Source organism: Streptomyces sp. NPDC050528 (assembly GCF_044457795.1).
Taxonomy (GTDB): Bacteria; Actinomycetota; Actinomycetes; order Streptomycetales; family Streptomycetaceae; genus Streptomyces.
In genome coordinates this window covers 149,093-173,337 of sequence record NZ_JBITHH010000007.1, presented here as the reverse complement: position 1 = coordinate 173,337, position 24,245 = coordinate 149,093, and the positions used below count along the sequence as shown (strand labels likewise).

Here is a 24,245-nt window from a genome sequence, read left to right as displayed (position 1 = left end):
GGCGGGTCGCCGCTGTGCGGGGCACAGTCGGCGCCCGGCACGAACCACATGGTCCCCGGGCACTCCCCGAACCGGTGCCGCTCCCCAGCCTTCCACCCCTTCTTCCCCGCGCGCAACGGCAAGGGCCCGGGCCGGGGTGGGCGGGGCCGTTCGGTTCCGGCGCGGCACAGCGCCCCGAAAGGGGCGCGGGGCTGTGACATGTGCGGCTCCGCCGCGTGGGCGCGACCAGCCCCCACCGGCCCGCACGTCAGTCACCTCCCACGCCGATCAGCCCCCACCGACCCGCGGATACTCACCGGCCCGCAGGCCGGCCACACTCTCCCCGACCAGCCCCTCACCGCCCCGCACCCTAGTCACCGCTCAACCAGCGGAGCTACCCGTGCCAGGACCGCCAAAGCGCCGCGTACGCCCCCTCCGCCGCCACCAACTCGTCGTGGCTCCCCAGCTCGCTGATCCGCCCGTCCTCGACGACGGCGATGACATCCGCGTCATGCGCGGTGTGCAGGCGATGGGCGATCGCGACGACCGTGCGACCATCGAGGACGCGGGCCAGGGACCGTTCGAGGTGCCGGGCCGCACGCGGGTCGAGAAGCGAGGTCGCCTCGTCCAGGACCAGCGTGTGCGGATCGGCCAGCACCAGCCGCGCCAGCGCGATCTGCTGGGCCTGGGCCGGGGTGAGCGCGAGCCCGCCCGAGCCGACCTCGGTGTCGAGGCCCTCGTCCAGCGCCCGCGCCCACCCGTCCGCGTCGACCGCGCCCAGCGCCGCCCACAGCTCGGCGTCCCCCGCGTCGGTCCGGGCGAGCAGGAGGTTGTCGCGCAGGGAGCCCACGAAGACGTGGTGCTCCTGGTTGACGAGGGCCACATGGGAGCGGACGTGTTCCGCGGTCATCCGGGCGAGTTCCGCGCCGCCGAGGGTGATCCGGCCGTCCCGGGGCGCGTAGATGCCGGCGAGCAGCCTGCCCAGGGTGGACTTGCCCGCGCCGGAGGGGCCGACCAGGGCCAGCCGGGTGCCGGGCGCGACCTCAAGGGACACCTTGCGGAGCACGTCGACGCCCTCGCGGTAGCCGAAGTGCACCCGGTCCGCGTGCACGTCTCGGCCCTCGGGGGACAGCCCGGCGTCCCCGGCGTCGGGCTCGATGTCACGGACGCCGACCAGCCGGGCCAGCGAGACCTGGGCGACCTGGAGCTCGTCGTACCAGCGCAGGATCAGGTTCACCGGGTCGACGAGCATCTGTGCGATGAGCGCACCCGTCGTCAGTTCGCCCACCCCGATCCAGCCCTGGAGGACGAACACCCCGCCGAGCATCAGCACCGAGCAGAGCACGGTGACGTGGGTGACGTTGATGACGGGGAAGAGCACCGACCGCAGCCAGAGCGTGTAGTTCTCCCAGGCGGTCCACTCCTTGACACGGCGCTCCGAGAGGGCGATGCGCCGGTCGCCGAGGCGGTGCGACTCGACGGTGCGGCCGGCGTCCACGGTCTCGGCGAGGGCCGCGGCCACGGCGGCGTACCCGGCGGCCTCGGAGCGGTAGCCGGCCGGTGCCCGCTTGAAGTACCAGCGGCAGCCGATCACCAGCACCGGCACCGCGATCAGCACGGCAGGGGCCAGCGGCGGCACGGTGACGACCAGACCGCCGAGCAGCAGCACCGCCCACACCACACCGATCGCCAGTTGCGGCACGGCTTCCCGCATCGCGTTGGCGAGCCGGTCGATGTCGGTGGTGATGCGGGACAGGAGGTCGCCGGTGCCCGCCCGTTCCAGGACACCCGGCGGCAGTCCGACCGACCGGACGAGGAAGTCCTCGCGCAGGTCGGCCAGCATCCGCTCGCCGAGCATCGCGCCGCGCAACCGCACCTGCCGGATGAACAGGGCCTGGACGGCGAGCGCGACCACGAACACCCCGATGGTCAGGCCGAGATGGAGTTCCCGCGCGCCGTCCGACACCCGCTCGACGAGATCGCCGAGCAGATAGGGGCCGACCATCGAGGCGATCACGGCGACCGTGTTCACGGTGACGAGGAGGAGGAAGGCACGGCGGTGCCGGTGGAACAGCTCGGACACGTAGGCCCGTACGGTCGCGGGGGCACCGACCGGCAGGGTGTTGGCCGTGGTCGGGGCCGCCGGGTCGTAGGCCGGGGGCGCCACGCCGATCATGCGCTCTCCTCGATTTCTTCCAATGCGCTCCGCAGAGCGGCTTCGTCGTCGTCCAGGGCGGCCCGCAGCGAGCCCCCGTCGTCGTCCTCGGCACCCGGGAGAGGAGCCTCGCCATGATTCAACTCGCCCAGCAGGGAGGCCTGTTCGTCGTCCGACGCCTCCCGCGAAGCCGACGCCTCCCGGGACGCGAACTCCTCCTCGGTCTCCCGCGTCACCACCGCCCGGTACCGGGACTCGTTCCGGAGCAGGTCGCGGTGGGTGCCGACCGCCACTACCTCGCCGTCGTGCACGAGCGCGACCCGGTCCGCGTGGTCCAGGAGCAGGGGCGAGGAGGTGAACACCACAGTGGTCCGGCCGGTCCTCAACTCCCGTACGCCGTCGGCGATCCGGGCCTCGGTGTGGGAGTCGACGGCGGAGGTCGGCTCGTCCAGGACGAGGACCTCCGGATCGGTGATCAACGACCGTGCCAGGGCGAGCCGTTGGCGCTGGCCGCCGGAGAGGGAGCGTCCGCGTTCGGTGATGCGGGCGTCCATCGGGTCCTCGGTGTCGAGCGAGCCCTGCGCGAGCGCCACCAGCACGTCCCCGCACTGCGCGGCGGCCAGCGCCTCCTTGGCGCCGACGGCACCCGAGGCGGGCACGTCGAGCAGCTCGCGCAGCGAACCGGACAGCAGCACCGGGTCCTTGTCCTGGACGAGGACGGCGGTGCGCGCCGAGTCGAGGGGGAGTTCGTCGAGCGGTACGCCGTCCAGGAGCACGGAGGTGCCGGCCTCGGCGGGGTGTCCGCCGAGCCGTTCCGCCAGCCGCCCGGCCGCGTCCGGGTCTCCGCACACCACGGCGGTGAGCAGGCCCGAGGGGGCGAGCAGACCGGTGTCCGGGTCGTAGAGATCCCCGGCCGGCACCTCCGCCGCTCGCGTCCCCACGGTGTCGGTGACCCGCTCCAGGGACAGCACCCGCGCGGCGCGTTTGGCCGAGGGCCGGGAGAAGGAGTACGCCATGGCGATCTCCTCGAAGTGCCGCAGCGGATAGGACATGACCATCACCGCGCTGTAGACGGTGACCAGTTCGCCCACGGTGATCCGGCCCTGGCGGGCCAGCTGCACGCCGTGCCAGACGATCGCGATCAGCAGCAGACCCGGCATCAGCACCTGGATCGCGGAGATGACCGCCCACATCCGGGCACTGCGCACGGCCGCGTGGCGCACCTCCTGCGAGGCACGGCGATAGCGGTCGAGGAACAGTTCCTCACCGCCGATCCCGCGCAGCACCCGCAGTCCGGCGACGGTGTCGGAGGCGAGTTCGGTGGCGCGGCCCGCCTTCTCGCGCTGCACGTCGGCACGCCGGGTGGCGCGAGGCAGCAACGGCAGCACCGAGATCGCCAGCACGGGCACGCCCACGGCGACGACGACACCGAGCGCGGGCTGGTACACGAACAGCCCGACGCACACGACGACGATCGTCAGCGCGGCGGCCAGGAAGCGGGACAGCGCCTCCACGAACCAGCCGATCTTCTCGACGTCACCCGTCGACACGGCCACGACCTCACCGGCCGCGACCCGCCGGGTCAGCGCGGAGCCGAGGTGGGCCGCCTGGCGGGCCAGCAGTTGCTGGACGCGGGCGGCGGCCGTGATCCAGTTGGTGACGGCGGCCCGGTGCAGGAACGTGTCGCCCACAGCGATGCCCGCCCCGCACAGCACCATCAGCTCGCCGGTCAGGGCCAGCCGGCTCCCGGAGCGGTCGACCACGGCCTGCACGGCGAACCCCACACAGAACGGCAGCGCGGAGACCGACACAAAGTGCAGCAGCCCCCAGGCCAGGGACTTGAGCTGGCCACCGAGCTGATTCCGGCCGAGCCACCACAGGAATCGGGGCCCCGAGCGCGCGTCCGGCACACCCGGGTCGGGATACGGAAGGTCTTGAATCTGCATGACGTCCCAGTGGCTCTTGTCTGGCGGGAAGGGGGAGGAAGGAACCGCGGAGCGCGGCGACGAACCGCGAACGGAGTACGGCAACAAACCGTGAAAGGTTCGCGTCGCAGCGTGGTCGGAAGCAAGCGGTTTTCCCCGCCGGGGGTCAAAACCGGCGTTCACCCATCAGGGGCGAGATGTCCGTGACCTCACGCTATGCCGCCGAATGCGATGTGACCATGGCCCGATGCAGAGTGGCGGCACACGGCGTGCGACGGTCGCAATGGCGGCTCTCGGTTCCCTCCTGACGATGACGACCCTGTCCGCGTGCGGCAGCGCGCACACCGGACACCCCGGCGGCACGGAAGGGAGACCCGGCGCACAGGCGACCCACCCGAGACCGGCCGTCACCACCGCTGCCCCGGACCCGACCCGCATCCCGGACGTGGGCGAGCGGCTCCAGCGCGCCATCCCCACCGACACGAGCCAGGTCCTCACGGTCTACGGCGACGGCAAGGACTCCCCGGACTCCACCGCCGTCCTGTTCACCAAGAACGGCAACACCTGGGCCCGGACCGCCAGTTGGTCCGCGCACAACGGCAAGCTGGGCTGGACCACCGACCACCACCTCGGCGACAAACGCAGCCCCGTCGGCGTGTTCACGCTGACCGCCGCGGGTGGTGTCCTCGACGACCCGGGCACGGCACTCCCGTACTCCCAGGACGAGTCGTACGAGGCGCCGCGCGACTGGGACGAGTCCCACTGGCACGACTTCGACTACGTCATCGCCATCGACTACAACCGCGTCCCCGGCACCCCGCCCGACGACGCGGAGCAGCCCGAGGGCGAGGACAAGGGTGGCGGGATCTGGCTGCACCTGGACCACGGCAGCGGTACGTCGGCCTGCGTCAGCCTGCCCAAGGAGGCGATGGAGTACCTGCTGCGCACGCTCGACCCGAACCGGCATCCCGTGGTGCTGATGGGGGACAGGGTGGACCTCAAGGGGTAGAACACCGCCCATGAGAAGCCGGATAGTCATGTCCATGCTCGCCGGGGCGACCCTCCTGGCGAGCGCCCTCCTCGGAGCGAGCCCCGCCCAAGCGGCCGAAGCGAAAGCCCAACTGCCCGCCGATCAGGCCCAAGTGCCCGCCGCGCAAGCCCACTTGGCCGCCTCGGCAGCGCAGACAGCCGCCGCGAAACCCCAAGTCGCCGACGTCCCCGCCGAGTTCGGCACCGACTGGCACGACCCCCTCACCGCCGCCCCGCCCATCGCCAAACCCGCGACGAAGTCCTGCCAAGTCACCCTCGCCGACACCGAGTTCCGCGACTTCACCCCGTACAAGGGCACTTACACACCGCCCAAGGCCTGCGGTGACCACTGGAGCAAGGTCGTCCTGAGACTGGACGGAACGGTCGCCGGACGGCAGTACGACCGACTCGGCTATCTGCACGTCGGCGGAGTCGAGATCCTCCGTACCTCCACACCGGAACCCTCGCCCGACGGCATCAAGTGGTCGGTCGAGAAGGACGTCACGCGCTACAGCGCCACCTTCCGCAGCGCCCAGGACGTCGAGATGCTCATCGGCAACGTCGTCGACGACACGTACACCGGCGTCATCGGCGTCAAGGCCACGCTGACGTTCTACGAGGGCAGACCGGCGGCGGCGCAGACCCCCGACCGCGTCCTCACCCTCGCCGCCGACTCGACCCTCACCACCCCGCGCAACACCGAACGCATCGTCGCCGAGGTCTACGCCACCGGATCCGGCGGCGGCTGCGAGGAGTTCTGGTATCTCGCGGTGCCCGGCTCGGCGCCGTACTCCTGCCAGGCCGACAAGGGCCCCTACCGCGAGGTGCAGATCAAGGTCGACGGCCAACTCGCGGGAATCGCGGCCCCGTTCCCGAACGTGTGGACCGGCGGCTGGTCCGACCCCTTCCTCTGGTACGTCATTCCCGGCCCGCGCGCCTTCGACGTCAAGCCGATCGAATACGACCTGACACCCTTCGCCGGGCTGCTCAACGACGGTCGCCCGCACCGCGTCGACGTCTCCGTCGTGGGCGTGCCCGAGGGGCAGAGCGGGTGGAGCGCGCCGGTGAACGTGCTCGTCTGGCAGGACGCGCAGCGCGCCCACGTCACCGGGAAGCTCACCCTCGACAAGGCCGGCGAGCTCGCCAACTCCTCGGTGTACACGCCCGGTTCGGAGGAGCGCGTGGACACCGACGCGGGCCACCGGCTGACCACGGCCGGGTATGTCGACACCTCGCACGGCCGGGTGCGGACCAGCGTCGACCGGACGCTCGCGAACACCTCCGTGCACCGCTGGATCGACGGCGAGAACATGGACGGGCTCGACGCGACCTGGACGGACGACGAGTCGGTGACCGTGGACGGGCGGGGACCGGCCCGGACGACGGCCACGCACCGGACGTACACGATGAACGGCGCGACGACGATCGGGACGGACGACCGGCTGCGGACCGTACTCACGCTGGGCGACCGGGCGGCGGTCGTCGACACGCGGGGCGGGCGGCGGACCGGGTGGTCGCGGCTCGACGACACCTACAGCGGAGACGCGACGTACACCCTGAACGTGCCCCGCGACCAGCGGCGCGCGGTCGGGACGTCGAGTGAGCGCTACCGGCTGTACGGCTCGGGCGGCTGCTACGACCGCTCGCTGGCGACCGCGCAGGGGGTGCTCACCGAGGACCGCAGCGGCTGCTGACCTGGTACGCGTGCGATGCGTCACTCAGATGCGTGATTTACACGGCCGTCACACGGAGGTTTTCCGGGCGATCAACAACGGCTTCAAAGTGTCCACTCGGAAGCCGCTTTCCGTATCGCAGAAGTCGCCCCCCATCGACTCCCGCGAACGACCGTCCCCCTCAAGGAGTGCCCGTGCCGCCGTCCGTCCCGCCCCTGCCGCGACGCGTCGCACGCATACTGCGTACCTCACTCTTCGCGCAGGTCGCCTGCGCGCTCGTCCTCGGCATCCTCGTCGGAAAGCTGTGGCCCGACGTGGCCACGGACCTTCAGCCCCTCGGCGACGGATTCACCCGGCTCATCAAGACGATCATCTCGCCGCTCGTGTTCTGCGTGGTCGTCGTCGGCATCGCCAAGGCCGGTGACCTCAAGGCCTTCGGCCGCATCGGCCTCAAGGCGCTGATCTGGTTCGAGGTCGCCAGCACCGCGGCGCTGATCATCGGCCTTGTCCTCGCCAACGTCGTCCAGCCCGGTTCCGGGATGCACGTCGACCCGTCGACGCTCAACACCTCGGCGGTGGACGCGAAGACGGGCGGCGCCGCGCTGCCCTCGACGACCGAGTTCATCGTCAACGCGCTCCCCACCAGCTTCATCGGCGCCTTCGCCGAGAACTCGCTCCTCCAAGTCCTCATCCTGGCCTGCCTGGTGGGCGCCGCGCTGCTCCACCTCGGCCACACCAAGGTGCCGCAGGTCCTCCCCGCGATCGAGCAGGCGCAGGAGATCATCTTCGCGATCGTCGGCTTCGTCATGCGACTCGCCCCGCTCGCCGTGTTCGGCGCGATGGCCGTCCTGGTCGGCCAGTACGGGCTCGGCGTCATGAAGACCTACGCCAAGCTGATCATCCTCTGCTACGTCGCCGCCGCGCTCTTCCTCGTGGTGCTCGCCGTCGCCCTGCGCATGGTCACCGGGCTCAGCCTCTGGAAGTTCCTCCGCTACATCCGCGAGGAGATGCTCCTCGCGCTCGGCACCGCCTCCACCGAGTCCGTCATGCCGCGCGTGATGCAGAAGCTGCGCAAGGCCGGCGCCCGGGACGACGCGGTCGGCCTGGTGCTGCCCACCGGCTACTCCTTCAACCTCGACGGCGCCTCCCTCTACCTCTCCATCGGCACGCTGTTCATCGCCCAGGCCGTCGGCGTCGACCTCGGCCTCGGCCAGCAGATCACCGTGATCCTGGTGCTCATGCTCACCAGCAAGGGTATGGCCGGCATCCCTGGTTCGGCCTTCCTCGCCCTGTCCGCGACCGCCTCCTCGCTGGGTGCGATCCCGGCCGGCGCGGTCGCCCTGCTCCTCGGCGTCGACCGCATCATGGACTCGATGCGCGTCGTCACCAACCTCCTCGGCAACTGCGTCGCCGTCTTCGCCGTCTCCCGCTGGGAGGGCGCCCTGGACATCGAGAAGGCCAAGAGGGTCCTCGACGGCGAGATCGCGGTCGTAGAAGAAGACCTGGACGAAGAAGCAGCTGTACCGGAAGAGGCCGTGGAAGAAGCCGTGTCGGAAGACGCGGAGATTCCCGCGCAGCGCGTCAAGGAGACTGCCCCCGAGGCCAGTTGAGGTCGCGTCGGTTCGTCTTCGCGGGCTGCGGCTCCTGCTTCATCTCTACGGTGGGGGAGTCGCGGCCCGTTGTCTTTGGCTACGGGAGGTCGACCGGGTAGTCCTGGTCGAAGTCGGCCGAGCGGCTCACCGGCTCCCAGGTGGCTGCCTCGGCTATCTGGTCGCGTGAGTAGTTCTGCGCCATTTCTACGGCGCCGGCGCCCAGGACGAGGTGGGAGGGGAGGTTCGGCTGCTTGACGATGCGGACCAGGATCTCCCCGGCGCGCTTCGGGTCGCCCGCGGCGACCACCGGACCGTCGAAGAGGCGGATCATCGCGCCGACGGTCTCGTCGTACTCCGGTGCCACGTCCGGGATCCGCATCGAGGAGCCGGCCCAGTCGGTCGCGAACCCGCCCGGTTCCACGACGAGGTACCTGATGCCGAACGGCGCGGTCTCGGCCGCGAGCACGCGCGTGAAGCCGTCGACCGCGAACTTCGCCGCCTGGTACGACCCGAGCCCGGGATTCCCGCCGACCCGGCCGCCGATGGACGAGAACTGTACGACCGTGCCCGCGCCCCGCGCCCTCAGGAACGGGATCGCGGCCGTCGAGACGTTGTAGACGCCCCAGAAGTTGGTGTCGAACTGTCGGCGGAAGTCGTCCTCGGGGGTCGTCTCGACCGGGGAGAGGTTGGCGTACCCGGCGTTGTTGACGACCACGTCGATCCCGCCGAAGCGGTCGACTCCAGCCTGTAGTGCGGCCGTTGCTGCCGTCCGGTCGGTGACGTCGAGTGCCACGGGGAGTACGCGGTCGCCGTACTTCTCCACGAGGTCGTCCAACTGCTCCGGGTTGCGTGCCGTGGCGACGACCCGGTCGCCGGCCTCCAGGGCCGCGACGGTGAGGTTGCGGCCGAAGCCGCGGGACGAGCCGGTGATGAACCATGTCTGAGTCATACCTCTAGCAAAATACTGTTTCGTTATTAGTGCAACACGGTTGCGCTATGCTCTGGGTCATGAGCACGCCCGGTCCCCAACGCGCCCGCAGTGCGGCCGCCAAACAGCAGCGTGAGAGGGCGATCCTCGACGCCGCGCGAACGCTCGGCACCGAACGCAGCGTGCGCGAGGTCACGCTCACGGACATCGCCGCCGCCGTGGGCATGCACAAGTCCGCGATGCTGCGGTACTTCGAGACCCGCGAGCAGATCTTCCTGGCGCTGACCGCCGAAGGCTGGGAGGACTGGTCGGCGGAGCTCCGCGCGCGGTTGGGCGAACTCACCGACGGGGACTCCGGCACCGACGTCGACGCGGTCGCCGCCGTCGTCGCGCGGTCGCTCGTCGCGCGGCCGTTCTTCTGCGACCTGTTGGCCCAGGCGCCGTTGAACCTGGAGCGCAACGTCTCACTCGACTCGGTGTACGAGTTCAAGACGGTTGTCCTCGGCGAAGTCGCGTCCGTGGCAACCGAGTTGTGCCGCATCCTCGCGATCTCCGAGCGCTCGGCGATCGACGTGATCGCCACGGCGACGAGCATGGCCGGGGCGCTGCTGCAGATGGCCGCCCCCGGCACCCGCCTCCGAACGCTCTACGAAAGCCACCCCGAGTTGGCGCACGCGCTGGTCGACGTCGAACCCCAACTGACGCGCATCCTGACCGCGTTGCTGGCAGGGCTGCGCGCTACCGCGACGCCAACCCTGCCTTCCGCGCAAGCGTGAGTTGAAGCCCGTAGGTCATGGCTCACGGCGCAGTCGTCTGGCCGCGCGTGCTGGCGAACCGGCTCCGATAGTGCGTCGGTGTCGTGTCCAAGTGGCGGGCGAAGGCGCGGCGGAGGGTCTCGTCGGTGCCCAGGCCGCTGTGGTGTGCCGCGGAGGTGACGCTGTGTCCTTCGAGGAGGAGGTGCCGGGCTCGGTCGAGGCGGACGCGCTCGACCCAACGGGCGGGCGTGGTGCCGAGTTCGGTGCGGAAGAGCCGGGTCAGGTGGCGGGGGCTGACGGCCACGGTCGCCGCCATGGCGGGCAGGCTGTGGTCGGCGGCCGGGTCGGCGAACACCGAGGCGATCAGCGACCGTAGCGGATCCGTGCGCGGCGGCGGGGTGGCGGTCGCGGCGCTGAACTGCGACTGGCCGCCCGGGCGTTGCATGAAGACGACCAGTTCGCGCGCGATGTCCCGGGCCACCTCCGCGCCGTGGTCGTCCTCGACGAGGGCGAGTGCCAGGTCGATGCCGGCGCTGATGCCGGCCGAGGTGACGAAGCGCCCGTCGCGGACGTGGATGGCGTCCGGTTCGACGCGTACGAGGGGGTGGCGGCGGGCCAGTGTCTCGGCGTGCCGCCAGTGGGTCGTGGCCGACCGGCCGTCCAGCAGGCCGAGTTGGGCGAGGACGAAGGCGCCCGTGCAGACGGACGTGACCCGGGTGGCGTGATCGGTGAGGGTGCGGGTCGCGGTCAACAGCCCTTCCTCGGCGGGCTGTTGGGCCAGCCGGTCGCTCCCGGCGACCATGACCGTGTCGACCGGTCCGGCGTCGGTCGCGGTCACCGTGCCGGTCAGCGTCAACCCGTTGGACGCGGTCACCGTGCCGCCCTGGGGTGAGGCCAGCACCAGTTCGTAGGGGTGGCCGAGCTTGCCCGACTGGTGCAGTACCTCGGCGGGGCCGCTGACGTCGAGCATGGTCACGCCGTCGAAGACGAGGAATCCGACCCGGTGCGTCATGCCGGAAGCCAGGTCTGGAGCCGCGTCTGAAGCCATGTCCGAATCTGTGGTTTTCCTGGCTGTGAGGACATGGCCCCAGCGTACGCCGCCGACGAACCTGGAGGCACAGGACATCGAGTCGCACGGCATCGAGGAGAGGCAAGAACGATGAGTGAAGTGATCGCAGGCGTGGAGATCCCGGACACCGCCCTGGCGCGGGAGGCGACCGAGCTGGTGCGCGAGGCCGCGTCGCCGTTGCTGTTCGACCACTCCCGGCGGGTGTTCCTGTGGGGCGCCCTGCGCGGCCGGGAGCAGGGGCTCGACTACGACCCCGAACTGCTCTACGTGGCCGCGATGTTCCACGACCTCGGGCTCACCGAGAAGTTCCGCCGCACCGACCAGCGCTTCGAGATCGACGGCGCGGACGAGGCCCGCCGGTTCCTGCACACCCACGGCATCACCGGTGAGCCGGCCGACCGGGTCTGGGCGAGCAGCGCCCTGCACACCACGCAGGAGATCCCCTTGCACATGTCGGCCGAGATCGCCCTGGTCAACCGGGGCGTGGGGCTCGACGTCGTGGGCATCGGCTACGACGCCGTCTCCGCCGAGCAGCGCGCGGCCGTCGTGGCGGCGCACCCCCGCCCCGACTTCAAGAACGGGATCCTCGCCGCCTTCACCGAGGGCATCAAGGACCGCCCCGAGACCACGTTCGGCAACATCAAGGCGGATGTGCTGGAGCACTTCGTGCCGGGCTTCGTGCGCGGCGACTTCGTCGAGCGCATCAAGGCCTCGAACTGGGCGGAGTGACGCGAGCCCGGCCTTCGGCGGCGGCCCGGGTCAGTGGGTCAGCGCGGCAGCGGACAGCGGACAGCGGGTCGACGGGTGAACGGGGCGCGGGTGACCGGGCAGCGGGCCAGCAGGTCAGCAGGACCGCCCGTGCCCATGTCCCTCGTGCGCCCCATGCCCCTCGTGCGCCCCGTGGGCGTCATGCCCTTCATGCGCACCGGGCGCCCCGTCCACCAACGTGTCCAGCAACGCCCGCAACACCTCGCGCTCCACATCCGTGAGCGGCGCCAGGATCTCGTCCGCCGCCCCCCGTCGCGCGCCCCGCAGCTCGCTCAGCGCCTTGCGGCCGTCGTCGGTGATCTCGATCCGGATGACCCGCCGGTTGGACGGATCGGGCACGCGCCGCACCTTGCCGCTCGTCTCCAGGCCGTCGACCAGCGTCGTCACGGCACGCGGCACCACCTCGAGGCGCTCGGCGAGGTCGGCCATGCGCGGTGGGGAGTCGAAGTGGGCGAGGGTGCGCAGCAGCCGGGACTGGGCGGGGGTGATGCCGAGGTCGCGCTGCTCCAGATGGCGCTTCTGGATGCGGTGCACCCGGCGGGTGAGCCGCAGCAACTGCTCCGCGAGCAGGCCGTCGGAATCGGGGGTGGTCATACGGGAACAATATCAGGACCTGGTTCATTGTGAGTATAGGTAACAATGAGCTATGCTCCATCGAGTCTCATCGCTCCACGAGCTGTGAGCGCTCGACCCGTCCTGATCGCCTCACCATCCGTAGGAGACCATGCCCCGCGACGACATCAACTGGACACCGTCCCCCGGCACCTCGACCGACCAGCCTCGGCAGGTGCGCCGCATCCTCAAGCTCTTCAAGCCCTACCGTGGCCGGCTCGCGGTCGTCGGCCTCCTGGTCGGTGCCGCGTCCCTGGTCACCGTGGCGACCCCGTTCCTGCTGAAGGCGACGCTCGACACCGCCATCCCACAGGGCCGCACGGGCCTGTTGAGCCTGCTCGCGCTCGGCATGATCCTGAGCGCCGTCCTGACCAGCATCTTCGGCGTGCTGCAGACCCTGATCTCCACGACGGTCGGCCAGCGCGTCATGCACGACCTGCGCACAGCGGTCTACGGCCGGCTGCAGCGCATGTCGCTCGCCTTCTTCACCCGGACCCGGACCGGCGAGGTCCAGTCCCGCATAGCCAACGACATCGGCGGCATGCAGGCCACCGTCACCTCCACGGCCACCTCCCTGGTCTCGAACCTCACCAGCGTGGTCGCCACGATCATCGCGATGATCGCCCTGGACTGGCGGCTCACCGTCGTCTCGCTGCTGCTGCTCCCGGTCTTCGTGTGGATCAGCCGCCGCGTCGGCAACGAACGAAAGAAGATCGCCACCCAGCGCCAGCGGCAGATGGCCGAGATGGCCGCCACGGTCACCGAGTCGCTGTCCGTCAGCGGCATCCTGCTCGGTCGCACCATGGGCCGTTCCGACTCTCTCACCCGGTCCTTCTCCGAGGAGTCCGAGGGTTTGGTCGACCTCGAAGTCCGGTCGAACATGGCAGGGCGCTGGCGCATGGCCGTCATCTCGATCGTCATGGCCGCGATGCCCGCCGTCATCTACTGGACCGCAGGCATCGCCCTCCAGATGGGCGGCCCGGACGTCTCGATCGGCACGATCGTCGCGTTCGTCTCGCTCCAGCAGGGCCTGTTCCGCCCGGCCGTCAGCCTGTTGTCGACCGGCGTCCAGATCCAGACCTCGCTGGCGCTCTTCGCCCGCATCTTCGAGTACCTCGACCTGCCGATCGACATCACCGAGCGCGAGAACCCGGTCCACCTCGACACCATCAAGGGCGAAGTCGCCTTCGAGGACGTCGAGTTCCACTACGACGACAAAAGCGGCCCGATCCTTGACGGCATCGACATCACCGTCCCGGCAGGCAACAGCCTCGCGATCGTCGGCCCGACCGGCGCCGGAAAGTCGACCCTCGGCTATCTCGTGCCCCGGCTCTACGACGTGACCGGCGGCCGGGTCACCCTCGACGGGGTCGACGTCCGCGACCTGGACTTCGACACGCTCGCGCGTGCCGTCGGCGTCGTCTCCCAGGAGACGTACCTCTTCCATGCGACGGTCGCCGACAACCTCCGCTTCGCGAAGCCGGACGCCACCGACGAGGAGCTGTACACGGCGGCGCGCGCGGCGCAGATCCACGAGCACATCGCGGGCCTGCCCGACGGGTACGACACGGTCGTCGGCGAGCGCGGCCACCGGTTCTCCGGCGGCGAGAAGCAGCGCCTGGCCATCGCCCGCACCATCCTGCGCGACCCGCCGGTCCTCATCCTGGACGAGGCGACCAGCGCGCTGGACAACCGCACCGAAGCCGCCGTCCAGGACGCCATCGACGCCCTGTCGGCCAACCGCACGACGCTCACCATCGCCCACCGGCTGTCCACCATCCGGAGTGCCGACCAGATAGTGGTCCTCGACTCCGGGCACGTCGCGGAGCGGGGCACGCACGAGGAACTGCTCGATCAGGACGGGCGGTACGCGGCGCTCGTACGCCGGGATGCCCAACTGGAACCGACAAGCTGAAGATATGCCGGGTTTGTGGCGATATGCGGGTTACCGTGCCCGCATGCAGATGAACACTCCGCCACGGAGCACGATTCGACTGACCCGCAGGGGCCGGGTCGCCCTCATCGCGACGGGGGCCGTCGTGGCCGGTACCGCCGTGGCGGTGCCGCTGCTGAGCCTGGAGAGCGAGGGGGACACACGCCCCACGTCCTTGGTGATCCCGGAGGGCTGGCGCTCGGGCCAGATCTACGAAGCGGTGGACAAGGTCCTCGCGCTGCCGGTCGGGACCACGAAGAAGTCGATCGCGAAAGCCGGCCTGAAGCTGCCGAACGACGCGGAGGGCAACCCCGAGGGCTATCTCTTCCCGGCGACGTATCCGCTGGAGAAGAAGTCGACGCCCGCGTCGCTGCTGTCGTTCATGGTCAACACCGCGAACAAGAAGTTCAACGGCGCCCCGGTTGCCGCCGGCGCCCAGCGCAACGCGATGAACGTCTATCAGGCGGTCACCATCGCGAGCATCGTGCAGGCCGAGGCGGCCTCCAAGGCGGACATGGGGAAGGTGGCCCGGGTCATCTTCAACCGCCTGGAGCGCGGTATGCCGCTGCAGATGGACTCCACCATCAACTACGCGCTGAACCGCGCCACGTTGAAGACCACCAGCAGCGACACCCGGCTCGACAGCCCCTACAACTCCTACCAGCGCATGGGCCTGCCGCCCACCCCGATCGACAACCCGGGCGAGGACGCGATGCGCGCCGCGATCAACCCGCCCCCGGGCGACTGGCTCTACTTCGTCACGGTCAAGCCCGGCGACACGCGCTTCGCGGCCACGTATGAGGAACACCAGCGGAACGTCGCGGAGTTCAACGCGGCCCAGAAGAGTGGCGCGTCGCCCACGAAGTGAATCGGGCGGGGCGAGGTGGGGCGGCGCTCGGTGTTTCGGCCGGCGCGCCGCCTGATGTGTCGCGGGAGTGCGCGGAGTTGGCCGCGGGCGGTCTGTTCGGTGGGCGGGGCGGGGCGGTGCCAGGCTCGTGTGCGCGTTTCGGGGTGGGTGACTTGTGTTTCGTTGGCGGGTGCGGGTTCGTTGTGGCTGGGCGCGCAGTTCCCCGCGCCCCTTAAAAGGCCGTTGGTCGGCCGGTACTGTCCAGTCGCGCGTGCACCCGATGCGGCGCCCTCCGTCCGCCCAGGACGCGATCCCGCCAGAACAACCTCAGACCGTCACCGGCTCCCCGGCCAGCAATCGCCTGATGTCCCGCACAGCCGCACGCCCCGCCCGGTTCGCGCCGATGGTGCTTGCCGACGGGCCGTAGCCGACCAGGTGCACGCGTGGGTCCGCGACCACACGGGTTCCATCGAGGCGGATGCCGCCACCCGGGCCGCGCAGCTTCAGTGGTGCCAGGTGGTCGATCGCGGGCCGGAACCCGGTTGCCCACAGGATGACATCGGCGTCCACATGGCGACCGTCGTCCCAGGCCACCCCATCCGGTGTGATCCGGTCGAACATCGGCTGGCGGTCCAGGACGCCGTCGGCGATCGCCTGCCGGATCGCGTCGTTCAACGGCAGCCCGGTCACGGAGACGACACTCTTCGGGGGCAGCCCCTGCCGCACCCGCTCCTCCACCAGCGCGACGGCCGCCCGGCCCACGTCCTCGGTGAAGGGCTCGTCGCGGAACACGGGCGGACGCCGGGTCACCCAGGTGGTCGCGGCCGCGTACGGGGCCAGCTCCATCAGATGCTGCGTGCCCGACGCGCCCCCGCCCACCACGACCACCCGCAACCCGGCGAACTCCTCCGGCCCCGGGTACTGCGCGGTGTGCAACTGCCGCCCCCGGAAGGTCTCTTGACCCGGATAGCGCGGCCAGAACGGTCGGTCCCACGTCCCGGTCGCATTGATCAGCGCCCGCGTCGACCACGTAACGTCCGACCCCTCCGCCCCGTCCGACGTCTCGACGAGCAGCCGCCCGTCCACGCCCTCCCGCACCGCCCTCACATCCACCGGCCGCCGCACCCGCAGGTCGAAGGCGCGCTCATACGCCGCGAAGTACTCGGCGATCACCTCGGCGGACGGGCGGGCCGGGTCGGCGTCCGTGAGTTCCATGCCCGGCAGCGCGTGCATCCCGTGCACCTTGCCGTACGTCAACGACGGCCACCGGAACTGCCAGGCGCCGCCCGGCGCGGGCGCGTGGTCCAGGACCACGAAGTCGCGCTCCGGCTCGAATCCGGTGCGCCGCAGGTGATAGGCGCCGGCCAGTCCAGCCTGCCCGGCGCCTATGACGACCACGTCGACCTCACGCGTGTTGTTCACGTTTGTACGAACAGCACCGGGGTCGCCGATCTTCCCGCCCGCTTGGCGCCCGTTCAGCGCCCGCCGCTCACGAGCAACGGCAGACCGGCCTTCGTCGTCCTCCCCTCGACCAGCCCGCGCGCCGCCAGCTCGGGAATCACGCCCTCCCCGAACCAGTACGCCTCCTCCAGATGCGGATACCCGGACAGCACGAAGTGCTCGACGCCCAGCGCGTGGTACTCCTCGATCAGGTCGGCCACCTCGGCATGACTGCCTACGAGCGCCGTGCCCGCGCCACCCCGGACGAGACCGACGCCCGCCCACAGGTTCGGGTGGATCTCCAGGTCGGCCCGCGAACCGCCGTGCAGGGCCAACATCCGCTGCTGGCCCACCGATTCACTGCGCCCGAGTGCCGTCTGCGCGGCCGCGATCGTGTCCGCGTCGAGGTCGTCGAGCAGCCGGTTCGCGGTCGCCCACGCCTCCGCCGACGAGTCCCGCGAGATGGTGTGCAGCCGTACCCCGAACCGCACGTCCCGCCCCTCCCGCTCGGCGAGCCCGCGGATCCAGTCGATCTTCTCCTTGACCTGCGCCGGCGGTTCTCCCCAGGTGAGATACACGTCCGCATGCCGGGCGGCCACCGGTCCGGCCGCCGCCGACGACCCGCCGAAGAACACCTGCGGCACCGGATCGGGCGGCAGCGCCGTCAGCCCGCCCTCGACCTGGTAGTGGAGACCGTCGAAGTCGTACGGCTCCCCGCGCCACACCCCTCGTACGACCGACAGGAACTCGTCCGTACGCGCGTACCGCTGATCGTGGCCGAGATGGTCGCCGAAGCGGCGCTGCTCGGCGGAGTCGCCGCCGGTGACGACGTTGAGCAACAGCCGCCCTCGCGTGAGGCGTTGATAGGTCGCCGCCATCTGCGCGGCGAGCGTCGGCGAGATCACTCCGGGCCGGAACGCCACCAGGAACTTCAGCCGTTCGGTGTGCTGTGCGAGCGCGACAGTCGTCAGCCAGGCGTCCTCGCACCACGTGCCGGTCGGCGTGAGCACCGCCTCGAAGCCCAACTGCTCGGCGGCCTTGGCGATTTGGGCGAGGTACTCGATGTCCGGCGGACGCACCCCGCGGACCGCGCCCGCGCGGTTGGGGCCGTAGGCGTGCCGGTCGACGAGCGTACGGCCGTCGCCGCCGGTCGGCAGGAACCAGTGCAGGTGCACGCTCATGTCACGAACCTCCCGTGGTGCGCGGGGCGGAGGTCGAGGCCGGCAGGGTGCCGTTGTAGCGCGTGTCCACGAAGTCGGCGAAGTCCACCTTCCTTGGGATCAGCTTGAGTTGGGTGAAGGTGTCGGCGATCCGCTGCTCGGAGGCGATGAGCGGCTTGTCGACGGCGACCGAGACCCGGGTGGAGTTGGTCCGCTTCACCGAGGCCAGCGCCACCTCGTACGGCAGCCCGGTGTCCTTCGACCACACCTTGGCCCACTCCTCCTGATGCGAGAACACCCAGGTCTGGGCGCGGCGCAGCCGGTCGAGGTAGTCCTTGATGGCGGCGGCCTTCTTCTTGTCCGCCAGCGCGCCGGGCGCCGCCACCTGGAAGGTGAGGCCGTTGGTCACGCCCTGTCCGGTGGTGAGGACGCGGCCCTGCTTGGCCTGGAGGATCTGCGAGGTGTACGGGTCCCACACCGCCCACGCGTCGATCTTGCCGGAGGTGAACGCGGCCAGCGCGTCGGCCGGTTGGAGGTACTTCACCTTGACGTCGCCGATGCCGAGCCCGGCCGCCTTGAGGGAGGCGACCAGCTGGAAGTGCGCGGACGAACCCTGCGCCACGGCGATGGACTTGCCCTTGAGCTGCTGCGGCTTGCTGAGCTTGGAGTCCTTCGGCACGAGGATGGCGTCGCCCTCGGACGTGCCGTGCCAGGCGGCCACTACCTTGATCTTCGAGCCCGCGCCCGCCGCGAACACCGGCGGGGTGTTGCCGACGCCGCCGATGTCGACGGCCTTGGCGTTGACGGCTTCCAGGAGCGGCGGGCCGGAGGTGAACGTGGACCACTTGATCTTGTAGTCCAGGTTCTTGAGTTCACCGGCGGCCCGCAGCACCGCCTCCGAACCGCCTTTCTGGTCACCGACGTTGAGCGTGAGGGAGCCCTTGCCGTCGGTGCCCGTCGAGGTCTCGGCGGCCGAGTTCCCGCCGCAGGCGGTGAGCAGGAGGGCGAGGGGGAGCAGCAGGGCGGCGGGGACGAGGCTTCGTCGCATGACGGATGATCCGTTCTCGGTAACTGGGTTGAGGTGTGGGGGAGTTCAGGCGGCTTCGGCGGCGGTGTCGACGCCGAGGCGTTCCAGGAGTCCGGCGCGCAGTTCGGCGAACCGGGGGTCGGTGATGTCGCGCGGCCGGTCCAGGTCGATGTGCTGTTCGTGCGCGATGACGCCCTCGTCCATCACCAGGACCCGGTCGGCGAGCAGCACGGCCTCCTCGACGTCGTGCGTCACCAACAGGACGGCGCAGCCCCGCCGTTGCCACAACTCGCCCACCAACCGCTGGGCCTTGATCCGGGTCAGCGCGTCCAGCGCGCCGAACGGCTCGTCGAGCAGCAGCAGATCGGGCTCACGCACCAGAGCACGCGCCAACGAGGCCCGCTGAGCCTCACCACCGGACAGCGTCTTGGGCCAGGCATCGGCATGGTCCGCGAGCCCCACCTCCGCCAACGCCTGCTCCGCCACGGCCCGTTCGGGCTTTCCGGGCAACCCGAGCAGGACGTTGCGCCACACCTTCTTCCACGGCATCAGCCGGGGCGCCTGGAACGCGACGGCCTTGCGGCGCGGCACGAGGACGGTGCCCTCGATGTCCCGGTCGAGCCCGGCGAGGATGCGCAGCAGCGTGGACTTGCCGCAGCCGCTGCGGCCCAGCAGTGCCACGAACTCGCCCTGCCGTACGTCGAGTTGGAGCTTGTCGATGACGGCACGGCCGTCGAAGGAGCGGGTCAGCCCCTCGACCCGTACCGCCTGCGCGGTCGTCGGCGAGGAGGTCGCCGTCTGCGTGCTCACCGGCCCGTGAACGTCGGTCGCCATTGCAGCAACAGCCTTTCGAGGGTGCGGACGACGAAGTCGGCCAGCAGGCCGAGGAAGGCGTAGACGATCAGACAGACCACGATCACGTCGGTCTGCAGGAAGTCGCGGGCCTGCACCATGAGGAAGCCGATGCCGGCGTCCGCGTTGATCTGCTCGGCGAAGACGAGGGCCAGCCAGGCGATGCCGAGGGAGTAGCGCAGCCCGGTCATCGCGTTGGGCAACGCGCCCGGCAGCACCACATGCCGTACGAGCCCCCAGCGGGACAGCCCGAGGGACTCGCCGGCCTCGATCAACTGGCTGTCCACGCCCCGGATTCCGGCGTAGACGTTGAGGTAGAGCGGGAAGGTCACGCCGAGCGTGATGATGGCGACCTTGGGAGCCTCGCCGATGCCGAACCAGATGATGAACAGCGGGATCAGCCCGACGAAGGGCACGGTCCGCAGCATCTGCACGGGGGCGTCGACCAGGTCCTCGCCGATCCTGAACAGGCCGGAGATCAGGGCGAGTCCGGTGCCGATGACCGTACCGAGGAGCAGTCCGACGGCGACCCGCTGGAGCGAGGTGGCCATGGCCGAGGGCAGTGAACCGCTGTCGATCAGGTCCCACCCGACCTGGGCGATCCGCCCGGGCGAGGCGAGCACGTCGGAGGTCAACACGCCTGTGCTGTTGAGGAGTTGCCACAGCGCGAGCAGTACGAGTGGGCCGGTCGTGCGGCGCAGCCAGCGAGGGACGCGGGTGCGGCGCGAGGAGGTGGGGACGAGGGGGACGAGATCGAGGGGAGCGGGATCGTCCGCGTCGGCCTTGGATGTTGACATAGGAGAAATGTCGGGCCCGGAGGAGCCGGGCGGTGCATGACTGATGCTCATGGGTGCTCCACGGGTGGGGAGAGCGTCCGGTGAGGAGGGGTACGCCTCAACGCCGCCGCGTCACGACGATGTGAACGGGCGCGACGGAGTGCGGGAGAAAGGAAGGGGTGAGGCGGAAGAAGACGTCAGCAGCCGCGGCAACACGCGGCGGAGGCCACCCGCAGCAGGTCGATGTGACCGCGCGTGGTGAGCAGAACTGAACGCAACATGCGGCCGAAAATAGGTCAGATGGCGTGCCACGGTCAACGGTGTCTCGCGGACTGGACCCCTCGTATCACGGGCCGGGCGGTCGAGCGGGCGAGGAGCTCGACAGGCGGGTATCGAGCGTGGAGCCCGGCGGATGGTTCAGGATGGAAGACATGCCAGCTGCCTTCACCACCCGAGTCCTGAACGTCACCACCGGTTCGAGGGAGCGGATCATGGACCTGACCCGCGACTGCGAGGCCTTCCTCCGGGACGCGGCGGCCGGCCGCGACGGTCTCCTCAACATCTTCGTCCCGCACGCCACGGCGGGCGTCGCGATCCTCGAAACGGGCGCCGGCAGCGACGACGACCTCCTCGCCGCCCTGCACACCCTCCTCCCCGCCGACGACCGCTGGCAGCACCGCCACGGCAGCCCCGGGCACGGCCGCGACCACGTCCTCCCGGCCTTCGTACCGCCGCATGCGACGTTGCCGGTGCTGGGCGGGCGGTTGGAGTTGGGGACGTGGCAGTCGGTGTGCCTGGTCGATACGAACCGCGACAACCCGGACCGGGTGGTTCGGTTGTCGTTCCTTGGGTGAGGCCTGCTAGAAGAACTCGGTCCAGGTGCCCTGCGCGAGGTTCGTGAGGATCGTGCGCAGCCACGGGCTGCGCACGGCCGGTAGTCGGACCAAGGTGTGCTGGAAGGTTCCCCAGTCGGCCCGGAACAGGTAGTTGGGGAGCGGTGGGAGCGGGTCGTCGCGGAGGACGTCCTGGGGGAGGCGGCCCGACGCGGGAACCGGCAGGTAGGGCTGGGGAGAGACCAGCCACAGCCACACCCCCAGCGGCAGGGGCACCAGGTACGCCGACGTGGTCGGGTCGGCGGGGGTCCAGGTCCGACCCGTCCGGGGATGGATCGGTACGAGGAGAATGTCGACGCCCGCGTCCGGGGAGGGCTGTCCCGGTCCAGCCAGGGCGGCGCGCCGCTTCGGGGAGCCCGCGGGCAGCAGGGCGTCGAGCGTGCGTTGGAAGACGTCCGCTGCCAGACCGTCCGGGACCTTCACCGGCTGCTCCTGGGAGGCGGCCAGCAGGTGGGCGAGTGCCTGGCCGGCGGCCGCCTCCCACCGCGGACTCCACGACCAGTAGTGACTCGACCCCGACCGTCCTCCCCACGTACCGACCGGCTCGAACAGGGGAGTTCTCTCCCCCTCCTCTATCAGCTCCGCCCAGGAGATGGGCTTGGCGTGGGCGCCGCCGACGGGGACGCGGTGCACGGCGTCCGAACTGAGCCGTACTGCCTGCCAGAGCGAGCAGTCGTCGACTCTGGTCGCCACGGGGAGGTCGCACGTCTCGCAGGCCATGTTGGGCCCGTCGGCTCCGTCGAGTCCGCAGCAGGCACTGGCGGTCTTGTCGGGAAGCAGCCGGGTGCCGCGGATGTCACCGGGCGCGATCACGCTCGCCCCGGGCGCGCTGTCGGACAGGGCGTGGACCGGCGCGTAGATGCCGCGTGCCTCCGCCTCGCCCGGGTCGAGCTCGTCCCACAACCGCCACGGTCCTCCCCAGGGATCCGGGTCCACGGCGAACGTCCCCGACTGCATGAGCACCGGAAGCTGGGCCCCGTTCCCGTACGTCTGACGGGCGTGGACCGGCAGTGCGACCTGGGACAGCGGGGTGGTCAACTCGGCACCGCAGCCCGCACACACGAAAACGAACAAATGTCCTCCACCTCGGAAATGGACGCATCTTCGCAGTTCGCCGGCGGTCGGCCAACATGTTTTCTCGTCCGGACGTCGAGGCCTGGTGGGACTACGGGCAAGTCGACGGCCGGGGCTGCGAGTTCCCGGTAGTCCCGGGGCACGAGGACGCCCCGCGCCTTCGAGGCGTGGCAGGACATCGCCTCCGCCTAGCCGCCCGCCCGCGCCATGAGCGACTTCTGGGCCCGACACATCGCCGACCCAGCGAACCACCCGCAGGCGTAAGCCCTCGTTCAGTTGACGGCGAGGATGGCCTTGGCGAGTTCCTCGGGGTGTGTGAGCAGGCCCTCGTGCGTCCCGGGTACGGCGATGGGCGTCAACCCGACGCGCTGGGCGAAGACTTCGCCCGGGTGGGGCAGTGCGTGGTCCTCGTCGCCGAGCAGGTAGTGCAGCGGGACGCCGAGGGTGGTCACGGCAGGCCCTTCGGCCGGGTCGAGGAAGTAGTCCCCGGGCATGGGCGTCAGGAGGTCGGCGACCAGGCGCTGAACCTCGGGTGCGGCGTCCTGCATGAAGATGTGCCGGACGAACTCAAGCGTGGGTGCGATGGACCGGGTCGGCGAGGCGTCGATCAGGCCGCAGAGCATGGCCCCGGCCTCGGCCGGATTGTCGTCGACGAGGGACCGTCCCGCGACCGGTATCTGGGCGCCGTAGTACACGATGCCGGCGAGCCTGTCGCCGAGCCGGCCGGCCGCGCCGTTGACCGGGTAGCCGCCCCAGCTGTGGGCGACCAGGACCACGTCCCGCAGGTCATGGTCGACGACGAACCGGACGATGTGATCGACCGCGGCGCTGAGCCGGCGATCACGCGGATCATCGCCGTCGCCCAGGCCCGGCAGGGTCACGGTGACCGCCTGGTGGCCCGCGGCTCGCAGACGTTGTGCGACGGGCGTCCACGACCATCCGCCGTGCCAGGCTCCCGGGATCATCACATACGTAGTCATGCGGCTTTCCTTGGTATTTAGCTGTTTCGGACGCAGCGTCCGACGAGATCCGCAACGCTAGCACCGGTGACGATCCGCCGGGGCAGGTCGTCACCGAGATCACAACTGCCCCACCTAGACTGGGGAGATGATCGACGACCGGGGCGCCGACGAACGGGCGGCGGCCATCGAGGCGGGTGTGTTGGCCGCCGCCGAACGGCTGTTGGCCGAGGGCACCTCGTTCTCCGCCCTGTCGATGCAGCGCATCGCGGACGAAGCCGGCGTCGCCAGGTCCACGCTGTACCTGTACTTCAAGGAAAAGAGCGCCCTGCTGATCCGTCTGGCCAGTGGCCTCAAGAGCGGCTCGTACCAGCTGATGAGCACCTGGTCGCCGGACCGGCCGGACGCGCTCGACCGTCTGGGCGACACCCTGGAAGAGGTCATCGGCTACTACCGGCAGCGGCGCCATGTACTGCGCGCCATGCTGGAGTCGGCGGACCGTGACTCGACAGTGGGCCAACTCTGGGCCGACGAGCTCGATCCCTTCGAGGAACTGAGTCGGCGCTGGATCAGGCAGGCACAAGCGGCAGGGCAGACAGCCGCCGGCGTGGACCCGGCCACCGCAAGTCAGGTCATCGTGCACGGCGGCTTCCGGGTGATCGCGCATCAGGTTCTGACGGGCGATCCCGATCGCGACGCGACAGTGGCTCGCGAGCTGGCCGCCAACCAGTGGTACGGAGCGTTCCGCCGGCCGGGCTGAACCTGCGACAACCCGCCGGGCGGACCCGCGACACGGCAC

At 70.4% G+C, this 24,245-nt stretch carries 22 protein-coding genes; 9 read left to right on the top strand and 13 right to left on the bottom strand.

The features are described from left to right. Window positions 1-373: 373 nt before the first annotated feature. Together ACIBK4_RS24715 and ACIBK4_RS24710 are read right to left on the bottom strand one after the other, a co-directional pair. The gene (locus ACIBK4_RS24715) at window positions 374-2,155 is read right to left on the bottom strand and encodes an ABC transporter ATP-binding protein (RefSeq protein WP_398997578.1); all 1,782 of its coding nucleotides are present in this window, start codon (window positions 2,153-2,155) and stop codon (window positions 374-376) included. Then, on the bottom strand, window positions 2,152-4,080 hold the full coding sequence (locus tag ACIBK4_RS24710; protein WP_398997575.1) for an ABC transporter ATP-binding protein: 1,929 nt from the start codon (window positions 4,078-4,080) through the stop codon (window positions 2,152-2,154). The genes ACIBK4_RS24715 and ACIBK4_RS24710 overlap by 4 nt, the downstream gene beginning before the upstream one ends. Window positions 4,081-4,306: 226 nt before the next feature. Here ACIBK4_RS24710 and ACIBK4_RS24705 point away from each other — a divergent pair, with 226 nt between their 5' ends. The 3 genes from ACIBK4_RS24705 (at window position 4,307) to ACIBK4_RS24695 (ending at window position 8,371) form a co-directional block, all read left to right on the top strand. Next, window positions 4,307-5,068, top strand: a complete 762-nt coding sequence (locus tag ACIBK4_RS24705) for a L,D-transpeptidase family protein (protein WP_398997573.1) — start codon at window positions 4,307-4,309, stop codon at window positions 5,066-5,068. A 10-nt stretch (window positions 5,069-5,078) separates the two neighbouring features. Next, entirely contained in the window at window positions 5,079-6,782 is a 1,704-nt protein-coding gene (locus tag ACIBK4_RS24700) for a peptide-N4-asparagine amidase (RefSeq protein WP_398997571.1), read from the top strand. Between the two features lie 173 nt (window positions 6,783-6,955). Further along, window positions 6,956-8,371, top strand: coding sequence for a cation:dicarboxylate symporter family transporter (locus ACIBK4_RS24695; protein ID WP_398997569.1), 1,416 nt, complete (start codon window positions 6,956-6,958; stop codon window positions 8,369-8,371). 79 nt (window positions 8,372-8,450) lie between these two features. Here ACIBK4_RS24695 and ACIBK4_RS24690 read toward each other — a convergent pair whose 3' ends face one another. Continuing rightward, the gene (locus ACIBK4_RS24690) at window positions 8,451-9,302 is read right to left on the bottom strand and encodes an SDR family NAD(P)-dependent oxidoreductase (protein ID WP_398997567.1); all 852 of its coding nucleotides are present in this window, start codon (window positions 9,300-9,302) and stop codon (window positions 8,451-8,453) included. Window positions 9,303-9,361: 59 nt separating this feature from the next. Here ACIBK4_RS24690 and ACIBK4_RS24685 point away from each other — a divergent pair, with 59 nt between their 5' ends. Continuing rightward, entirely contained in the window at window positions 9,362-10,057 is a 696-nt protein-coding gene (locus ACIBK4_RS24685) for a TetR family transcriptional regulator (protein WP_398997565.1), read from the top strand. Window positions 10,058-10,079: 22 nt separating this feature from the next. Here ACIBK4_RS24685 and ACIBK4_RS24680 read toward each other — a convergent pair whose 3' ends face one another. Next, window positions 10,080-11,084, bottom strand: a complete 1,005-nt coding sequence (locus tag ACIBK4_RS24680; protein WP_398997563.1) for a GlxA family transcriptional regulator — start codon at window positions 11,082-11,084, stop codon at window positions 10,080-10,082. A gap of 111 nt (window positions 11,085-11,195) precedes the next feature. On the opposite strand from ACIBK4_RS24680, the gene ACIBK4_RS24675 reads away from it, so the two are divergent. Further along, entirely contained in the window at window positions 11,196-11,834 is a 639-nt protein-coding gene (locus ACIBK4_RS24675; RefSeq protein ID WP_398997561.1) for an HD domain-containing protein, read from the top strand. A 114-nt stretch (window positions 11,835-11,948) separates the two neighbouring features. Here the strand turns inward: ACIBK4_RS24675 and ACIBK4_RS24670 are convergent, their stop codons facing one another. Next, a complete protein-coding gene (locus ACIBK4_RS24670; protein ID WP_398997558.1) occupies window positions 11,949-12,467 on the bottom strand; it encodes a MarR family winged helix-turn-helix transcriptional regulator in 519 nt (172 codons plus the stop codon). 130 nt (window positions 12,468-12,597) lie between these two features. On the opposite strand from ACIBK4_RS24670, the gene ACIBK4_RS24665 reads away from it, so the two are divergent. Next, window positions 12,598-14,400 carry an ABC transporter ATP-binding protein gene (locus tag ACIBK4_RS24665; protein WP_398997556.1) on the top strand — a complete coding sequence of 601 codons (1,803 nt, stop codon included), beginning with the start codon at window positions 12,598-12,600 and terminating at the stop codon, window positions 14,398-14,400. Window positions 14,401-14,443: 43 nt separating this feature from the next. Further along, window positions 14,444-15,286: an endolytic transglycosylase MltG gene (mltG, locus tag ACIBK4_RS24660; RefSeq protein WP_398997554.1), complete on the top strand. Its 843-nt coding sequence runs from the start codon at window positions 14,444-14,446 to the stop codon at window positions 15,284-15,286. Between the two features lie 306 nt (window positions 15,287-15,592). Here mltG and ACIBK4_RS24655 read toward each other — a convergent pair whose 3' ends face one another. From ACIBK4_RS24655 to ACIBK4_RS24630, 6 genes are all read right to left on the bottom strand, one after another. Then, on the bottom strand, window positions 15,593-16,687 hold the full coding sequence (locus tag ACIBK4_RS24655) for an NAD(P)-binding domain-containing protein (RefSeq protein ID WP_398997551.1): 1,095 nt from the start codon (window positions 16,685-16,687) through the stop codon (window positions 15,593-15,595). Between the two features lie 53 nt (window positions 16,688-16,740). Continuing rightward, window positions 16,741-17,886, bottom strand: coding sequence for an LLM class flavin-dependent oxidoreductase (locus ACIBK4_RS24650; protein ID WP_398997549.1), 1,146 nt, complete (start codon window positions 17,884-17,886; stop codon window positions 16,741-16,743). A 1-nt stretch (window position 17,887) separates the two neighbouring features. Further along, window positions 17,888-18,913: an ABC transporter substrate-binding protein gene (locus ACIBK4_RS24645; protein WP_398997548.1), complete on the bottom strand. Its 1,026-nt coding sequence runs from the start codon at window positions 18,911-18,913 to the stop codon at window positions 17,888-17,890. Between the two features lie 45 nt (window positions 18,914-18,958). Further along, on the bottom strand, window positions 18,959-19,726 hold the full coding sequence (locus ACIBK4_RS24640; RefSeq protein WP_398997546.1) for an ABC transporter ATP-binding protein: 768 nt from the start codon (window positions 19,724-19,726) through the stop codon (window positions 18,959-18,961). After that, window positions 19,699-20,592 (bottom strand): ABC transporter permease, encoded by an 894-nt coding sequence (locus ACIBK4_RS24635; protein ID WP_398997544.1) that lies wholly within the window; start codon window positions 20,590-20,592, stop codon window positions 19,699-19,701. Before ACIBK4_RS24635 ends, ACIBK4_RS24640 begins: the two co-directional genes overlap by 28 nt. A gap of 125 nt (window positions 20,593-20,717) precedes the next feature. After that, window positions 20,718-20,801 (bottom strand): putative leader peptide, encoded by an 84-nt coding sequence (locus ACIBK4_RS24630; protein WP_315986669.1) that lies wholly within the window; start codon window positions 20,799-20,801, stop codon window positions 20,718-20,720. Window positions 20,802-20,951: 150 nt separating this feature from the next. Here ACIBK4_RS24630 and ACIBK4_RS24625 point away from each other — a divergent pair, with 150 nt between their 5' ends. Beyond that, on the top strand, window positions 20,952-21,374 hold the full coding sequence (locus ACIBK4_RS24625; RefSeq protein WP_398997542.1) for a secondary thiamine-phosphate synthase enzyme YjbQ: 423 nt from the start codon (window positions 20,952-20,954) through the stop codon (window positions 21,372-21,374). Between the two features lie 6 nt (window positions 21,375-21,380). Here ACIBK4_RS24625 and ACIBK4_RS24620 read toward each other — a convergent pair whose 3' ends face one another. Next, window positions 21,381-22,487: a hypothetical protein gene (locus ACIBK4_RS24620; RefSeq protein ID WP_398997540.1), complete on the bottom strand. Its 1,107-nt coding sequence runs from the start codon at window positions 22,485-22,487 to the stop codon at window positions 21,381-21,383. A gap of 272 nt (window positions 22,488-22,759) precedes the next feature. After that, on the bottom strand, window positions 22,760-23,467 hold the full coding sequence (locus tag ACIBK4_RS24615) for an alpha/beta fold hydrolase (RefSeq protein ID WP_398997538.1): 708 nt from the start codon (window positions 23,465-23,467) through the stop codon (window positions 22,760-22,762). 127 nt (window positions 23,468-23,594) lie between these two features. Here ACIBK4_RS24615 and ACIBK4_RS24610 point away from each other — a divergent pair, with 127 nt between their 5' ends. Next, on the top strand, window positions 23,595-24,206 hold the full coding sequence (locus tag ACIBK4_RS24610) for a TetR/AcrR family transcriptional regulator (protein ID WP_398997536.1): 612 nt from the start codon (window positions 23,595-23,597) through the stop codon (window positions 24,204-24,206). Window positions 24,207-24,245 lie beyond the last annotated feature (39 nt).

Excerpts from the sequence above, each read along its gene's own strand:
- mltG (WP_398997554.1), top strand. The coding sequence starts at position 14,444 with ATGCAGATGAACACTCCGCCACGGAGCACGATTCGACTGACCCGCAGG.
- ACIBK4_RS24630 (WP_315986669.1), bottom strand. The coding sequence starts at position 20,801 with ATGTTGCGTTCAGTTCTGCTCACCACGCGCGGTCACATCGACCTGCTG.
- ACIBK4_RS24700 (WP_398997571.1), top strand. The coding sequence starts at position 5,079 with ATGAGAAGCCGGATAGTCATGTCCATGCTCGCCGGGGCGACCCTCCTG.
- ACIBK4_RS24685 (WP_398997565.1), top strand. The coding sequence starts at position 9,362 with ATGAGCACGCCCGGTCCCCAACGCGCCCGCAGTGCGGCCGCCAAACAG.
- ACIBK4_RS24615 (WP_398997538.1), bottom strand. The coding sequence starts at position 23,467 with ATGACTACGTATGTGATGATCCCGGGAGCCTGGCACGGCGGATGGTCG.
- ACIBK4_RS24675 (WP_398997561.1), top strand. The coding sequence starts at position 11,196 with ATGAGTGAAGTGATCGCAGGCGTGGAGATCCCGGACACCGCCCTGGCG.
- ACIBK4_RS24645 (WP_398997548.1), bottom strand. The coding sequence starts at position 18,913 with ATGCGACGAAGCCTCGTCCCCGCCGCCCTGCTGCTCCCCCTCGCCCTC.
- ACIBK4_RS24715 (WP_398997578.1), bottom strand. The coding sequence starts at position 2,155 with ATGATCGGCGTGGCGCCCCCGGCCTACGACCCGGCGGCCCCGACCACG.
- ACIBK4_RS24705 (WP_398997573.1), top strand. The coding sequence starts at position 4,307 with ATGCAGAGTGGCGGCACACGGCGTGCGACGGTCGCAATGGCGGCTCTC.
- ACIBK4_RS24690 (WP_398997567.1), bottom strand. The coding sequence starts at position 9,302 with ATGACTCAGACATGGTTCATCACCGGCTCGTCCCGCGGCTTCGGCCGC.
- ACIBK4_RS24635 (WP_398997544.1), bottom strand. The coding sequence starts at position 20,592 with ATGAGCATCAGTCATGCACCGCCCGGCTCCTCCGGGCCCGACATTTCT.
- ACIBK4_RS24625 (WP_398997542.1), top strand. The coding sequence starts at position 20,952 with ATGCCAGCTGCCTTCACCACCCGAGTCCTGAACGTCACCACCGGTTCG.
- ACIBK4_RS24670 (WP_398997558.1), bottom strand. The coding sequence starts at position 12,467 with ATGACCACCCCCGATTCCGACGGCCTGCTCGCGGAGCAGTTGCTGCGG.
- ACIBK4_RS24680 (WP_398997563.1), bottom strand. The coding sequence starts at position 11,084 with ATGGCTTCAGACGCGGCTCCAGACCTGGCTTCCGGCATGACGCACCGG.
- ACIBK4_RS24610 (WP_398997536.1), top strand. The coding sequence starts at position 23,595 with ATGATCGACGACCGGGGCGCCGACGAACGGGCGGCGGCCATCGAGGCG.
- ACIBK4_RS24665 (WP_398997556.1), top strand. The coding sequence starts at position 12,598 with ATGCCCCGCGACGACATCAACTGGACACCGTCCCCCGGCACCTCGACC.
- ACIBK4_RS24640 (WP_398997546.1), bottom strand. The coding sequence starts at position 19,726 with ATGGCGACCGACGTTCACGGGCCGGTGAGCACGCAGACGGCGACCTCC.
- ACIBK4_RS24650 (WP_398997549.1), bottom strand. The coding sequence starts at position 17,886 with ATGAGCGTGCACCTGCACTGGTTCCTGCCGACCGGCGGCGACGGCCGT.
- ACIBK4_RS24710 (WP_398997575.1), bottom strand. The coding sequence starts at position 4,080 with ATGCAGATTCAAGACCTTCCGTATCCCGACCCGGGTGTGCCGGACGCG.